11 protein-coding genes are annotated in these 14,449 nt (G+C 69.1%); 1 reads left to right on the forward strand and 10 read right to left on the reverse strand.

Features of this window, described 5'->3' with window-relative positions; translation table 11 throughout:
* Positions 1–12: 12 nt before the first annotated feature.
* The 8 genes from tpiA to uvrC all read right to left on the reverse strand — a co-directional run bounded on the left by tpiA (position 13) and on the right by uvrC (position 9,289).
* Positions 13–792 carry a triose-phosphate isomerase gene (tpiA, locus tag D451_RS0117775; RefSeq protein WP_017535440.1) on the reverse strand — a complete coding sequence of 260 codons (780 nt, stop codon included), beginning with the start codon at positions 790–792 and terminating at the stop codon, positions 13–15.
* A 92-nt stretch (positions 793–884) separates the two neighbouring features.
* Complete coding sequence (locus D451_RS0117780; RefSeq protein WP_014909709.1) at positions 885–2,069, reverse strand: phosphoglycerate kinase; 1,185 nt, start codon at positions 2,067–2,069, stop codon at positions 885–887.
* A 144-nt stretch (positions 2,070–2,213) separates the two neighbouring features.
* Positions 2,214–3,218 (reverse strand): type I glyceraldehyde-3-phosphate dehydrogenase, encoded by a 1,005-nt coding sequence (gene gap / locus D451_RS0117785; protein ID WP_014911115.1) that lies wholly within the window; start codon positions 3,216–3,218, stop codon positions 2,214–2,216.
* Between the two features lie 336 nt (positions 3,219–3,554).
* The gene (gene whiA, locus D451_RS0117790) at positions 3,555–4,535 is read right to left on the reverse strand and encodes a DNA-binding protein WhiA (RefSeq protein WP_014910031.1); all 981 of its coding nucleotides are present in this window, start codon (positions 4,533–4,535) and stop codon (positions 3,555–3,557) included.
* Between the two features lie 222 nt (positions 4,536–4,757).
* The gene (locus tag D451_RS0117795; protein WP_014911309.1) at positions 4,758–5,156 is read right to left on the reverse strand and encodes a DUF488 domain-containing protein; all 399 of its coding nucleotides are present in this window, start codon (positions 5,154–5,156) and stop codon (positions 4,758–4,760) included.
* 38 nt (positions 5,157–5,194) lie between these two features.
* Positions 5,195–6,181 (reverse strand): gluconeogenesis factor YvcK family protein, encoded by a 987-nt coding sequence (locus tag D451_RS0117800; RefSeq protein ID WP_017535441.1) that lies wholly within the window; start codon positions 6,179–6,181, stop codon positions 5,195–5,197.
* A gap of 199 nt (positions 6,182–6,380) precedes the next feature.
* Entirely contained in the window at positions 6,381–7,265 is an 885-nt protein-coding gene (gene rapZ / locus D451_RS0117805) for an RNase adapter RapZ (RefSeq protein WP_014913217.1), read from the reverse strand.
* Positions 7,262–9,289 (reverse strand): excinuclease ABC subunit UvrC, encoded by a 2,028-nt coding sequence (uvrC, locus tag D451_RS0117810; protein WP_017535442.1) that lies wholly within the window; start codon positions 9,287–9,289, stop codon positions 7,262–7,264. The genes rapZ and uvrC overlap by 4 nt, the downstream gene beginning before the upstream one ends.
* A gap of 390 nt (positions 9,290–9,679) precedes the next feature.
* Here uvrC and D451_RS0117815 point away from each other — a divergent pair, with 390 nt between their 5' ends.
* Positions 9,680–10,831: a mechanosensitive ion channel family protein gene (locus D451_RS0117815; protein ID WP_014908560.1), complete on the forward strand. Its 1,152-nt coding sequence runs from the start codon at positions 9,680–9,682 to the stop codon at positions 10,829–10,831.
* A 78-nt stretch (positions 10,832–10,909) separates the two neighbouring features.
* Here the strand turns inward: D451_RS0117815 and D451_RS0117820 are convergent, their stop codons facing one another.
* Complete coding sequence (locus D451_RS0117820) at positions 10,910–11,296, reverse strand: Rieske (2Fe-2S) protein (protein ID WP_017535443.1); 387 nt, start codon at positions 11,294–11,296, stop codon at positions 10,910–10,912.
* Positions 11,297–11,485: 189 nt separating this feature from the next.
* Positions 11,486–14,320 carry an excinuclease ABC subunit UvrA gene (gene uvrA / locus D451_RS0117825; RefSeq protein ID WP_014910945.1) on the reverse strand — a complete coding sequence of 945 codons (2,835 nt, stop codon included), beginning with the start codon at positions 14,318–14,320 and terminating at the stop codon, positions 11,486–11,488.
* Positions 14,321–14,449: the final 129 nt, after the last annotated feature.

Genomic DNA, 14,449 nt, shown 5'->3' on the forward strand with positions numbered 1-14,449 from the left:
CGAGACGTTCGGTCAGCCGTTCTCGCGGAAGCGGATCACCTTGGCGAACTCGTCCGCCTTCAGGCAGGCACCGCCCACCAGGGCGCCGTCCACGTCGGCCTTGGCCATGATGCCGGGGGCGTTGTCGCCCTTGACGGAGCCGCCGTAGAGGACGCGCACCGCGTCGGCGACCTCGGGCGAGTACAGCTCGGCCAGACGGGCACGGATCGCCGCGCAGACCTCCTGGGCGTCCTCGGGGGTGGCGACCTCACCGGTACCGATGGCCCACACGGGCTCGTAGGCCACGACGATCTTCTCCGCCTGCTCGGCGGTGATCTCCTTCAGAGCGCCGTCGAGCTGGGCCAGGACGTGCTCGACCTGGGCACCGGCCTTGCGGACCTCCAGGCCCTCGCCCACGCACAGGATCGGGACGATCCCGTTCTTGTAGGCGGCCTTGACCTTGGCGTTGACCAAGGCGTCGTCCTCATTGTGGTATTCACGACGCTCGGAGTGGCCGACCAGGACGTAGGAGCACTCCAGCTTGGCCAGCATCGCACCGGAGATCTCACCGGTGTAGGCGCCCTTGTCCTGGGCGGAGATGTCCTGGGCACCGAAACCGATGCGCAGCTTGTCCCCGTCCACCAGCGTCTGCACGCTGCGGATGTCGGTGAACGGGGGCAGGACGACGACCTCGGCGTTGTCGTAGTCCTTGTCGTTCAGGGCGAAGGCCAGCTTCTGGACCAGCGCGATCGCCTCGAGGTGGTTGTTGTTCATCTTCCAGTTGCCCGCGATGAGCGGCATGCGCTTGGCCATCGTCGTCCCTTCCTCGAAAGTCTTCTCTTGTTCACGGGGCGGGGGTCGTACCCGTCGGGCCGGGACCCCGTACCGGCCCGACGGGGATGACGTCAGGCGAGGGCGTCGATGCCCGGAAGGGCCTTGCCCTCCAGGTACTCCAGGCTGGCGCCGCCACCGGTCGAGATGTGACCGAAGGCCGCCTCGTCGAAGCCCAGGGCGCGCACGGCCGCGGCCGAGTCGCCACCACCGACGACGGTGAAGGCGTCGGAGTCGATGAGCGCCTGGGCCAGGGCCCGGGTGCCCCCCGCGTAGGGTTCCATCTCGAACACGCCCATGGGGCCGTTCCAGAAGACGGTCTTGGTGTCGGCGAGCTTCTCGGCGAACAGGTGCCGGCTCTTGGGGCCGATGTCCAGCCCCATCCGGTCGGCCGGGATGGAGTCGACGTCGACGGCGGCGTGGGGGGCGTCGGCCGAGAACTTCTCGGCGGCCACGACGTCCACCGGCAAGACGATCTCCACGCCCTCGCGCTCGGCCCGCTCCAGGTAGCCGCGGACGGTGTCGAGCTGGTCGGCCTCCAGAAGGCTGGAACCGACCTCGTAGCCCTGCGCCTTGAGGAAGGTGAACACCATGCCGCCGCCGATGAGCAGACGGTCGGCGGTCCCCAGGAGGTTGTCGATGACGCCGAGCTTGTCGGAGACCTTGGAGCCGCCCAGGACCACGGCGTAGGGGCGCTGCGGGTCACTGGTGAGCTTCTTGAGCACCTCGACCTCGGTCAGCACCAGACCGCCGACGGCGTGCGGCAGACGGGCCGGAAGGTCGTAGACGCTGGCGTGCTTGCGGTGCACGGCGCCGAAGGCGTCACCGACGTACAGGTCGGCGAGGCGGGCGAAGCGGTCGGCGAGTTCACCGCGCTCGGCGTCGTCCTTGCTGGTCTCGCCGGGCTCGAAGCGCACGTTCTCCAGCAGGGCGACCTGGCCGTCCTTCAGCGCGGCGGAGGTCTCCAGGGCGGAGTCTCCGGCGGTGTCGGTGGCGAAGGCGACCTCGGTGCCGAGCAGCTCGCCCAGACGGGCGGCGACGGGGCGCAGGGAGAAGCGGGGGTCCGGGGCGCCCTTGGGGCGACCCAGGTGGGCGGCCACGATGACGCGGGCACCGCGTTCGCGCAGCTTGTCGATGGTCGGCAGGGCCGCGCGGATGCGCCCGTCGTCGGTGATGCGGTCACCGTCCAGGGGCACGTTCAGGTCGGCCCGGACGAACACGCGCTTTCCGGAGACGTCGAGGTCGTCGATCGTCCGCATGCTGGTCTCCTCGTTGGGGTTGGTGGGGTCTGAAGCTCCCGGACGGTGGGCCGGGCGGGCGTGGACGCGACGGCACCCCCACCGCGCGGGGCGGAAGGGGTGCCGGGTCACGCGTGTGCGGCCACGAGTCGTGGGGACCCGTGGTTACAGGCCGGCGCCGACCAGCTTGGCCAGGTCGACCAGGCGGTTGGAGTAGCCCCACTCGTTGTCGTACCAGCCGAGGATCTTGACGGTGTTGCCGGAGACCATCGTCATCTTGGCGTCGAAGGTGCACGAGGGCGAGGTGCCGACGATGTCGGAGGAGACGATCTCGTCCTCGGTGTAGACGAGCACGTTCTTGAGCGGGCCTTCGGCCGCGGCCTTGAACGCGTCGTTGACCTCGTCCTTGGTGACCTCACGGTCCAGGGTGACGACCAGGTCGGTGGCGGAGCCGTCCGGAACCGGGACGCGCATGGCCATGCCGTCCAGCTTGCCGGCGAGCTCCGGGATCACCAGGGCGGTGGCCTTGGCGGCACCGGTGCTGGTGGGGATGATGTTCTGCGCGGCGGCGCGGGCGCGACGCAGGTCCTTGTGCGGGAAGTCCAGGATGACCTGGTCGTTGGTGTACGCGTGCACCGTGGTCATGAAGCCCTGCTGGATGCCGAAGGCGTCCTTGAGGACCTTCGCCATGGGCGCCACGCAGTTGGTGGTGCAGGAGGCGTTGGAGATGACGTCGTGCGAGGCGGCGTCGTACTTGTCGTCGTTGACGCCCATCACGATGGTGATGTCCTCGCCCTTGGCGGGGGCGGAGATGATGACCTTCTTGGCGCCGGCCTCGATGTGCTTCTTGGCGTCCTCGGCCTTGGTGAAGATGCCGGTGGACTCGACGACGACGTCGACGTTCAGCTCGCCCCAGGGCAGCTGGGCCGGGTCGCGCTGGGCGAGGACCTTGATGTTCTTGTCGCCGACGCGGATGAAGTCGTCGCCGACCTCGACCTCGCCCTGGAGGGTGCCGAGCACGGTGTCGTACTTGAGCAGGTGCGCGAGCGTCTTGGTGTCGGTGAGGTCGTTGACCGCGACGATTTCGATGTCGCTGTCGCCGGCGGCGACCGCGCGCCAGAAATTGCGGCCGATCCGACCGAAGCCGTTGACGCCTACACGGATGGTCACGGAACCAATCTCCTCATATATCGCACAGCAGTTTCACCCGTACGCCCGCGCTCGGGACCCCGACCGGTACGGTCCGGGTCGACCACGTTGAACAGCGTGAACGTGTAACAGGTGTTCACAAAGAGCCTATCGGAGTGCCGGCGGGAACCCGTTCGCCCCCCTCGGCGGACAGCCCTTCCACTCCTCGTGGAGTCGCACCCATCCTGACACCGTGAAGCGGAGAGGTCTATACCATTTTCGGAAGTTATCCCTGAGTTTTCCCAGTTAACAAAGGTGCACACGATCGCCGATCGCGCGTTCGGGGCCGTTCGTGCTCCGACCGGCCCCGACACCGGGTCAGGGGACGAGCATGTCCGGAGTGAGGTTCGCCTCTGTTCCCTCGATGCCCAGGTCGCTCGCCCGCTTGTCGGCCATGGCCAACAACCTGCGGATACGACCGGCGATGGCGTCCTTGGTCAGCGGCGGCACCGAGAGCTGGCCCAGCTCCTCCAGCGAGGCCTGCTTGTGCGCCAGACGCAGCCGTCCCGCGGCCACCAGGTGATCGGGCGCCTCCTCCCCCAGGATCTCCAACGCCCGCTCCACCCGCGCTCCGGCCGCGACGGCGGCACGCGCGCTACGACGCAGGTTGGCGTCGTCGAAGTTGGCCAGACGGTTGGCGGTCGCGCGCACCTCACGGCGCATCCGCCGCTCCTCCCAGGCCAGAACACTCTGGTGGGCGCCCAACAGGGTCAACAGAGCGCCGATGGAGTCACCGTCACGGACGACCACCCGGTCCACGCCCCGCACCTCACGGGCCTTGGCGTGCACCTTGAGCCGACGAGCCGCCCCCACCAGCGCCAACGCCGCCTCCGGCCCCGGGCAGGTGACCTCCAGCGACATCGAGCGTCCCGGCTCGGTCAACGAACCGTGCGCGATGAAGGCACCGCGCCAGGCCGACTCCGAGTCGCAGGCCCCGCCCGCCACCACGTGCCGGGGCAGACCGCGCACCGGACGACCGTTGTTGTCGACCAGACCCGTCTGCCGGGCCAGGGACTCGCCGTCCTTGATCACCCGGACCACGTACCTGTTGCCCTTGCGCAGACCGCTCGGGGAGAGCACGACCACCTCGGACTCGTGGCCGAAGACCTCCGAGATGTCCTTGCGCAGGCGTCGCGCGGCCGCGCCCGTGTCGAGCTCGGCCTCGATCACGATCCGACCGCCCACCAGGTGAAGGCCCCCGGTGAAGCGGAGGATGGTGGACACCTCCGCCTTACGGCAGCATGGCTTGAGGATCGCCAGCCGGCTCAACTCGTCCTTCACCACGCCGGTCATCGCCATCGCTGCGATCCTCCCCTTGAGCTGCCAGGAACCCTGGTGTCGTACACCGACACCGGTACCGCCGTCCGGACCCCCGAGGACCGGGCGGCTTTCTCGTCGCAGACTACGTGACGCGGGCCTTCCCGCCGACCCCTGGACGGCGTGTTGCCGATCCGCTGTCCCTGCTCACAGGCGGCGTGTCGGCCTTCGTGTCGGTGTGCGGTCAATTGCTCCCCCCGACTTTCAGGGGGCCAACAGCGACTCCAGGTGGTCCCGGAGGACCACCGCGTGGTTGTGTCTGGTGTCCTTGGCCGCGTAGAGCAGGGTCACCGGACCCCGACGGGCGGCCTCCAGGATCGGTTCGAGCGCCTCGGGCCGCTGTTCGAGTTCGGTGCGATACCGCTCGGCGAACTCCGCGAAACGGTCCGGGTCGTGTCCGAACCAGGAGCGCAGCTCCGGGTCGGGGGCCACGTCCTTGACCCACCGGACCTCTTCCAAGGTGCTCTTGCGCACCCCGCGCGGCCAGAGCCGGTCAACGAGGAAACGCGGACCGGGAGGGGCCTCCCCCTCCCGGTCGGGATGTTCTTCGGCGTGGATCTCGTCGTAGACGCGTTCCAGGTGAACGCGGTGCTGTTCGGCCATGCGGCCCCCTTTCCCCGGGGACCGTCACAACGAACCCGTCAATCCACCAGGATTCGCTCCAGAGCCGTGGCGAACAGGTCCGGATCGTGCCGGGGGCCACCGTCCCCCATGCTCAGCTCGGCCAGCTCCAGACGCCCTCCGAGCTCGCCCACCACCGCCTCCAACGGCAGCGGGTCCTCCACCGTCCCGGTGTCGGCCAGCACGACGTCCACCCCCAGCTTGGGGGCGTGCTCGCGCAGCACCTCCAGGTAGGTCTCGGGCCGGAAGTCGTCGGTCTCGCCCTTCTGGGGCGACAGGTTCAGGGCCACCAGCCTCTTGGCCCGGGTGGTGACCAGGGCGTGCGCCAGATCCGGCACCAGCAGGTGCGGCAGCACACTGGTGAACCACGAACCGGGCCCGAAGACCACCCAGTCCGCCTCGCGTACCGCCTTGACCGCCTGCGGACTGGCCGGCGGCTCCTCCGGAAGCAGGGAGATGGATCGCACCCGACCACTGGTGCTCGCGCAGGCCACCTGGCCGCGCACCGTGGTGAGCTCGTGCGGACGCTCGGGGTCCACCCCCTCCACCTCGGCGGAGATCTCCAGCGGGGCCGAGGACATCGGCAGGACCCGACCGTGGGCGCCCAACAACTGCCCCACCCAGTCCAGCCCCGCCACCGAATCGCCCAAAAGCTCCCACAGGGCCACGATCAGCAGGTTCCCGACGGCGTGGCCGTGCAGCTCGCCCTCCGAACGGAAACGGTGCTGGAGCACCTGGGTCCAGGTGTGCCCCCATTCGTCGTCCCCGCACAACGCCGCCAAGGCCATCCGCAGATCACCCGGTGGCAGCACCCCCAACTCCCTGCGCAGCCGCCCGCTGGATCCGCCGTCGTCGGCGACGGTCACGATCGCGGTGACGTCCGTGGTCACCCTGCGCAGCGCCGACAACGAGGCGTACAGGCCGTGCCCGCCCCCCAGCGCGACCACCCGTGGTGGCCGCGAGTCGTCGTCCCCGTCCGGCCCGTCCGGCGCGGTGCTCTTCGCCATGCCTTCGGCCTGCCCCCTCGTCCCGTGGTCCCTCGGACACTCCGGCCCCTACCGTCACTCGACGGCGTACGAACGATCGACCCGCCACCGTGCCCCGTCGGACCCGGGCCCTCCCGGGCCGGGGCCGATGGCGATCGGGCCAATGTAAGTGAAGACGCCACTCTTGGCGATTCGGTTCACCACACCGGGCGGGCGTGGATCACTCCCTTCCGACGTCCCGGTGGACCACGTGCACGTCCACCCCCAGACCCCGCAACCGCTCGCCGAACTGCTCCGCCATCGCCACGCTGCGGTGCTTGCCCCCCGTGCAGCCCACCGCGAACGTCATGTAGTGCTTCCCCTCACGCTGATAGCCGGCGATGATCAGCTTGAGGACGTCGACGTAGGACTCCAGCATCTCCTTGGCGCCGTCCTGGGAGAGCACGTAGTCGCGCACCGGCTCGTCGCGCCCGTTCATCGGCCTGAGCTCGGGCACCCAGTGGGGGTTGGGCAGGAAACGACAGTCCAGGACCAGATCCGCGTCGACCGGCAGACCGTGCTTGAAACCGAAGGACACCACGTTGGCGCGGGTGCGCACCTCGTCGCTCTCACCGAAGAACCCGATCACCCGGGCCTTGAGCTGGTGCACGTTGAGCTGGGAGGTGTCGATGACCAGGTCGGCCTCGCCCCGGACCGCCCGCAGCGTCTCCCGCTCCAGCGAGATGCCGTCGGTGAGCCGCCCGTCGCCCTGGAGCGGGTGGGGGCGGCGCACCCCCTCGAACCGACGGACCAGGGCCTCGTCGGAGGCCTCCAGGTAGAGGACGCGCGCGACGATGTCGCGCTTGCGCAGCCCCTCCACCGTGGACAGCAGGTCCTCGGTGAAGGCCAGCGAACGCACGTCCACCACCACCGCCACCCGGGGCACCGCCCCGTGGGTACGGCCCGCCAGTTCGATCATCGTGGGCAGCAGCCCCGGCGGCAGGTTGTCCACCACGAACCAGTCCAGGTCCTCCAGGGCCCTGGCCGCCGTGCTCCGTCCCGCACCGGACATGCCGGTGACGATGACCACCTCGGGTGGCAGTTCCCCACCCAGTTCGACCGTCATGTGTCTCCTCCCCCGTCCGTCTTCCGGTCTCTCGTCGCCCCTGAACCCTCGTCACCGGCTCCGGTGGGGCCACCGGAGAGGTGCTCGTGCACGGCCTCGGCCAGCTTGGGGCCGATACCGGGCACGGCCGCGATCTCCTCGACACTCGCCGAGGCCAAACGCTTCACGGAACCGAACTCCTTGATGAGGGCGCTCCGCCGCGCCGGACCGAGCCCCGCGAGCTCGTCCAGGCTGCTGCCGGTGAGCGCCTTGGCACGTTTCTGCCGGTGATAGCGGATGGCGAAGCGGTGGGCCTCGTCACGCACCCGTTGCAGAAGATAGAGCCCCTCCCCGTTGCGGGGAAGGATCACCGGATCCTCGTCGTCGGGCAGCCATACCTCTTCCAGACGTTTGGCCAGCCCGCACACGGCCACGTCCTCGATCCCCAACTCGTCCAGGGCGCGTCGCGCCGCCCTGGCCTGGGGAAGGGCGCCGTCCACCACCACCAGGTTGGGCGGATAGGCGAACTTACCGGGGGTCGGTTCCTCTCCCCCGGTGCCGGCCCCCTGGTCGTCGGGGCCGCCCATCCTGGCGACCTCGCCCGAGCGAGAGCTCTCCTCCAGGTAGCGGCGGAAACGCCGGGAGACCACCTCGTACATGGCCGCCACGTCGTGCTGTTCCGAGCCGCCCTCGCCGCTGCCGCGGACCGAGAAGCGGCGGTACTCGGACTTGCGGGCCAGCCCGTCCTCGAAGACCACCATGGAGGCGACCACGTGCTCGCCCTGGAGGTTGGAGATGTCGAAGCATTCGATGCGCAGCGGCGCCTCCGGCAGATCCAGGGCCTCCTGGATCTCGTTGAGGGCCCGGCTCCGCGTGCTCAGATCGCCCGCGCGGTGCGTCTTGTGCCGGGCCAGCGCCTCACGCGCGTTGCGATCGACCGTCTCCATCAGGGACTTCTTGTCCCCACGCCGCGGCACCCGCAGGTCGACCGTCGATCCCCGATGCTCCGACAACCAGACGGCGACCGCCTCCCGATCGGAGGGCTCATGGGAGACCAGGACCTCGCGCGGCACGGAGGTGCCCGTGCCCTCGGTCTCCTCCTCCCCGTCCAACGCCCCGTAGATCTGGCGCAGGAAGGTCTGCATCAACTCGCCCGTATCGGCGTCGCTCACCCGGTCGACCACGTAACCGCGTCGCCCCCGGATCCGTCCGCCGCGCACGTGGAAGATCTGGACCGCCGCCTCCAAGGGGTCGTCGGCCATGGCGATGACGTCGCAGTCGGTGGAGTCGGGCAGGACCACGGCCTGCTTCTCCAGAGCGGCGCGCAGGGCCTCGATGTCGTCGCGCAGACGCGCGGCCCGCTCGTACTCCTGCTCGCCGGCCGCCTCCCTCATCCGCCCTTCGAGCTCCTTCAGGAACCGCCCGGTGTCACCGGCCAGGAAGGCACAGAAGTCCTCCACCAGGTCCCGGTGCTCCTCCGGTGAGGCACGGCCCACGCAGGGGGCCACGCACTTGCCGATGTAACCGAGCAGGCAGGGGCGACCACTGTTGCGCGCCCCGCGGAAGACCCCGGCCGAGCAGGTGCGCACCGGAAAGACCCGCAACAGCAGGTCGACGGTCTCCCGGATGGCCCAGGCGTGCGAATAGGGGCCGAAGTAACGGACGCCCTTGCGCTTGGCGCCCCGCATCACCTGAACGCGCGGGAACTCCTCGTTGAGCGTCACCGCGAGGTAGGGGTAGCTCTTGTCATCGCGATACTTGACGTTGAAGCGCGGATTGTACTGCTTGATCCACGAGTACTCGAGCTGGAGGGCCTCGACCTCGGTGCCGACGATCGTCCAGTCCACGTCGTCGGCGGTGGAGACCATCTGCTGGGTACGCGGATGCAGGCCCGCGAAGTCACGGAAGTAGGAGGACAGCCGCGACCTCAGGTTCTTGGCCTTGCCCACGTAGATGACCTGGCCGGACGCGTCGCGGAACCGGTAGACGCCGGGCTCGGTGGGGATCGATCCGGGCGCGGGTCGTAGGTGAGGAGTCGCAGCCATGCCCCCATTCTGATGTGTCACGGCGACAGACGGCCACTCGTCGGCGCGAACGACACAGTGCCGCGTCTCACTTCCGGGTGATCCTTCCCGCAAACGTCACGATTGGGTATCCACATAGTCTAGGTTGGGCGGATACCGACGGACTTCCCGACGTAAGGGACCTCGACCCGGAAAGACCGCGTTCTCGTCCCAAAGGACTCGAAAACCTCTTTCATTGGGCCTTTTCAGCATCAAGGAGGAGACCTTGATGGCCACGTTCGCCCACTCCGGCACGTGGACCGCGACACCCGCGACACCCACCCTCCCCGAGGCGGGGATCCCTCCCTCCTCTCGGCCCGACACCCGGGCCCGCACCCGACGAACAGACGAACGACAAGGGGGCTCCACATCGTGACCGTCGAGCACTGGATCGCGATCGGCATCGCCATCGCGCTCTCCATGGCCCTGGTCTTCGCGTTGCACTGGCTGCTCAACCACAAGTTGGGCAAGATCTGGCCGATGGCGCGATACGTGGTCTCGCGATCCGCGGTGACCGCCTACACCGCCGCGGCCGTGGTGGGCGCCAACCTGGCGCTGCCCAGCGTGGGCGACGTCGGCTGGAGCACCTACCAGACCATCCAGCACGCGATGCAGATCCTGATGATCGGCACGCTGACCGCCCTGGGCATCAGCCTCGCCTACGCCGCCACCGACATGGTGCTCCAGCGCCTGTCCGCGAGCAACGGCGACGCCGACCGCCGGGCACGCCGCCTCCAGACCCAGGTCCGTCTGCTGCGCCGGGTCATCACCTCCATCATCGTCGTCCTGGCGATCGCCGCCATCCTGTTCACCTTCGACGCGGTGAAGGCGCTGGGCGCCGGACTCCTGGCCTCTGCGGGCATCATCGGTATCGTCGCCGGTGTCGCCGCCCAGTCGACCCTGGGCAACCTGTTCGCCGGACTCCAGCTCGCCTTCAGCGACGCCCTCCGCATCGGCGACGTGGTCGTGGTCGAGGGCGAGTGGGGCCGGGTCGAGGAGCTCAGCCTGGTCAACGTCACCATCAAGATCTGGGACGAGCGCCGCCTGGTGGTCCCGGTCGCCAACTTCACCACGACCAGCTTCGAGAACTGGACGAAGTCGGGCACCAACATCACCGCCAAGGTGCAGCTCCCCCTCGACTGGGAGGTGCCCATCGCCGAACTCCGCGAGGAGGCCGGCCGTCTGATCACCTCCAGCGACCACTGGGACGGGCGCAGCTGGTCCTGCCAGGTCGTGGACATCAGCGAGAGCGGCGAGGTGATGGTGCGCGTGGTCGCCACCGCCGCCGACACCGGAGCCCAGTGGAACATCGCCTGTGAGATCCGCGAACATCTCATCACCTGGCTGACCACCCACTACCCGGAGTCCCTGCCGCGCAAGCGCACCGAGTTCGTCGGCGGCGAGGAGGACTCCTCCTACGCCTCGCGTTTCCCCACCTCGGCCTTCCGCCGCAGCGTCGCGGCCTCCGCCCTGGCCCACGACGACGCGGGCGACGCGCGTTCGGGCGACCCCGAGGAGGTCTGACCCCCTCCCCGACGTACGAAGCGGCCCCGTCGAGTCCGACTCGACAGGGCCGCTTCGCGTCGACGTCCACCGACCGTGTCAGTCGAGGATGATGTCCCCACCATCGATGGTGACCGTGAAGGGCTCCAACGGCTCCTGGGCCGGCCCGGTGACCGGCTCGCCCGAGGTGATGTCGAACTCGCTTCCGTGGCACAGGCAGCGGATCACCTCGTCCTCCACCTCCTGCACGGTGCATCCACCGTGGGTGCAGGAGGCGCTGAACGCCTTGTACTCGCCCTTCTCGGGCTGGGTGACCACCAGCTTGCTCTGACTGAAGACCGCCCCGCCGCCCTCGGGCACCTCGTCGACCTGACCGATCACGTGACCGCGGCGTATCTCCTGGGGGTCCGGAGGTTCGCCACAGGCGCTCACAGCGGTGACGGCCGCCGCCGCGCCCGCCGTACCGAGCAGACGCCGCCTGCTCACCCCGCACCCGCATGTCCTCTTTCCGGCCACGACCGAACGCTCCTCACCTGCGCCTGACAGTCCACTACGAACTGTAGTAGCCCGCCCGGAGTGCCCGATCCCGCCCCTCACGTGACAGGGCGGCCGGGTACGGAGCGGGGCCCGCGTCACCGGAGGGCGACGCGGGCCCCGAACGGACCGAAGGGAGGGTCAGAGCATCTTGGCGAGGAAACGACCGGTGTAGGACTCCGCGACCGCGGCGACCTCCTCCGGGGTCCCCTGGGCCACGACCATGCCACCGCCGGAACCGCCCTCGGGGCCCATGTCGATGACGTGGTCGGCGGTCTTGATGACGTCGAGGTTGTGCTCGATGACGATCACCGTGTTGCCGCTCTCGGTCAGCCGGTCGAGCACGCCCAACAGCTTGCGGATGTCCTCGAAGTGCAGACCCGTGGTCGGCTCGTCCAGCACGTACACGGTGCGCCCGGTGGAACGGCGCTGAAGCTCCGCGGCGAGCTTGACCCGCTGGGCCTCACCGCCCGACAGGGTCGTGGCCGGCTGCCCCAACCGCACGTAGCCCAACCCCACGTCGCTGAGCGTCTGGAGGTGGCGGCGGATCGCGTTGATCGGCTCGAAGAACTCCAGGGCCTCGGAGATGGGCATGTCCAACACCTCGGAGATGTTCTTGCCCTTGTACTTCACCTGAAGGGTCTCCCGGTTGTACCGGGCTCCGTGGCAGACCTCGCAGGGCACGTACACGTCGGGCAGGAACTGCATCTCGATCTTGAGCGTGCCGTCGCCCGCGCAGGCCTCGCAACGGCCGCCCTTGACGTTGAAGGAGAACCGTCCCGGCTGGTAGCCGCGGGTCTTGGCGTCGGTGGTCTGCGCGAACAGCTTGCGCACGTGGTCGAAGACCCCGGAGTAGGTGGCCGGGTTGGAACGCGGGGTACGACCGATCGGGCTCTGATCGACGTGCACCACCTTGTCGACCTTGCCGGTGCCGTTGACCCGCAGATGCCGACCGGGCACGTCGCGGGCGCCGTTGAGCTCCTTGGCCAGGGCCTTGTACAGGATCTCGTTGACCAGGGTGGACTTACCCGAACCGGACACACCGGTGACCGCGGTGAACACCCCGAGCGGGAAGGTCACGTCGATCCCGTCCAGGTTGTTCTCCCGCGCCCCTCGGACCACCAGTTCATGGCCCTTGGTGACCGGCCGCCTCAGCTTGGGCAGCTCGATGGCGCGCCGCCCCGACAGATAGTCGCCGGTCAGCGAGTCGGTCGAGGTGAGCAGCTCGTCGACGATGCCCGAGACCACGACGTGGCCGCCGTGCTCGCCCGCGCCGGGGCCGATGTCCACGACCCAGTCGGCGGCGCGGATGGTGTCCTCGTCGTGTTCGACCACGATGAGCGTGTTACCGATGTCGCGCAGCCGCTGGAGCGTCTCCAACAGGCGGGCGTTGTCGCGCTGGTGCAGCCCGATGGAGGGCTCGTCCAGCACGTAGAGGACGCCCACCAGCCCCGAACCGATCTGGGTGGCCAACCGGATGCGCTGGGCCTCGCCGCCCGAGAGCGAACCGGACGAACGCGCCAGGCTCAGGTAGTCCAGACCCACGTCCAGCAGGAACCCCAGCCGGGCGTTGATCTCCTTGAGCACCTGGGAGGCGATGACCATGTCCCGGTCGGAGAGCGTCAGGTCGGCGAGGAAGGCGGCGCTGTCCCGCAGCGACATCGACGCGACGTCGGCGATCGAGCGACCGCCCACGGTCACGGCCAGCACCACCGGCTTGAGCCGGGTCCCCTCACAGGTGGGGCAGGGCACCGTGCGCATGTAGCCCTCGAGGCGCTCGCGCGTGTGGTCGCTCTCCACCTCGGAGTGGCGGCGCCGCACCCAGGGAACGACCCCCTCGAACTCGGTGTAGTAGGAGCGGCTGCGCCCGTACCGGTTGCGGTAGCTGACGTGCACCTGGGTGCCGTGCCCCTCCAGGATGGCCTTGCGCGCCTTGCGGGGCAGACGCTCCCAGGGGGTGTCCAGGTCGAAGCCGATCGCCTCGCCCAACGCCGTGAGGATCCGCTCCCAGTAGCCGCTGTTGGGCCCGCCCGACCAGGGCGAGATCGCCCCTTCGGCCAGGGTCTTCTCCGGGTCGGGGACCAGCAGGTCGGCGTCGACCTCCATGCGGGTGCCCAGACCGGAGCAGTCGGGGCAGGCGCCGTAGGGGGCGTTGAAGGAGAAGGAGCGCGGTTCGAGTTGTTCGAAGGAGAGGTCGTCGTAGGGGCAGTACAGGTGCTCGGAGAAGACCTTCTCGCGCTCGGGGTCCTCGGCGTCCAGGTCGACGAAGTCCAGCACGATCGTGCCGCCGGCCAGCTTCAGCGCCGTCTCGATCGAGTCGGTGAGCCGGCCCGGGGAGCCGGGCTTGACGCTGAGCCGATCCACGACCACCGCGATGTCGTGCTTGTCGTAGCGGCCCAGCTTGGGCGCCTCGTCCAGCCGCACCGCCTCGCCGTCGACCACCGCGCGGGTGTAGCCCTTGGACTGGAGTTCCTTGAAGAGTTCGACGTACTCGCCCTTGCGGCCGCGCACGACGGGGGCCAGCACCTGGAAACGGGTGCCCTCGGTCATCTCCATGACCCGGTCGACGATCTGCTGCGGGCTCTGCCGGGCGATCTCGCGGTGGCACTCGGGGCAGTGCGGCACGCCCACCCTGGCCCAGAGCAGGCGCAGGTAGTCGTAGACCTCGGTGATGGTCCCGACCGTGGAACGCGGGTTGCGGCTGGTCGACTTCTGATCGATGGAGACCGCGGGCGAGAGGCCCTCGATGAAGTCGACGTCGGGTTTGTCCATCTGACCGAGGAACTGGCGGGCGTACGCCGAGAGGGACTCGACGTAGCGGCGCTGGCCCTCGGCGAAGATCGTGTCGAAGGCGAGCGAGGACTTGCCCGATCCGGACAGCCCGGTGAACACGATCATGGAGTCGCGTGGCAGATCCAGGGACACGTCCTTGAGGTTGTGCTCCCGTGCTCCACGCACCACCAGTTGTTCGACCATCGAGTGAGACATCCTTCGGCTGTGACGCACCGGACGTCCAACCACGTCGCGTGACGTCGGTTGACCCGTGCGGCTTCGCGGTACGGCGGTCGCGGACCCATCAGGGCCGCCTCGGCCTCGGGGCCGGGC

Origin of the sequence: Nocardiopsis alba DSM 43377 (assembly GCF_000341225.1) — a bacterium.
Taxonomy (GTDB): Bacteria; Actinomycetota; Actinomycetes; order Streptosporangiales; family Streptosporangiaceae; genus Nocardiopsis; species Nocardiopsis alba.

Coding starts and splice junctions, on each gene's coding strand:
- tpiA (WP_017535440.1), bottom strand. CDS start 792: ATGGCCAAGCGCATGCCGCTCATCGCGGGCAACTGGAAGATGAACAAC.
- D451_RS0117780 (WP_014909709.1), bottom strand. CDS start 2,069: ATGCGGACGATCGACGACCTCGACGTCTCCGGAAAGCGCGTGTTCGTC.
- whiA (WP_014910031.1), bottom strand. CDS start 4,535: ATGGCGATGACCGGCGTGGTGAAGGACGAGTTGAGCCGGCTGGCGATC.
- D451_RS0117795 (WP_014911309.1), bottom strand. CDS start 5,156: ATGGCCGAACAGCACCGCGTTCACCTGGAACGCGTCTACGACGAGATC.
- D451_RS0117800 (WP_017535441.1), bottom strand. CDS start 6,181: ATGGCGAAGAGCACCGCGCCGGACGGGCCGGACGGGGACGACGACTCG.
- rapZ (WP_014913217.1), bottom strand. CDS start 7,265: ATGACGGTCGAACTGGGTGGGGAACTGCCACCCGAGGTGGTCATCGTC.
- uvrC (WP_017535442.1), bottom strand. CDS start 9,289: ATGGCTGCGACTCCTCACCTACGACCCGCGCCCGGATCGATCCCCACC.
- uvrA (WP_014910945.1), bottom strand. CDS start 14,320: ATGGTCGAACAACTGGTGGTGCGTGGAGCACGGGAGCACAACCTCAAG.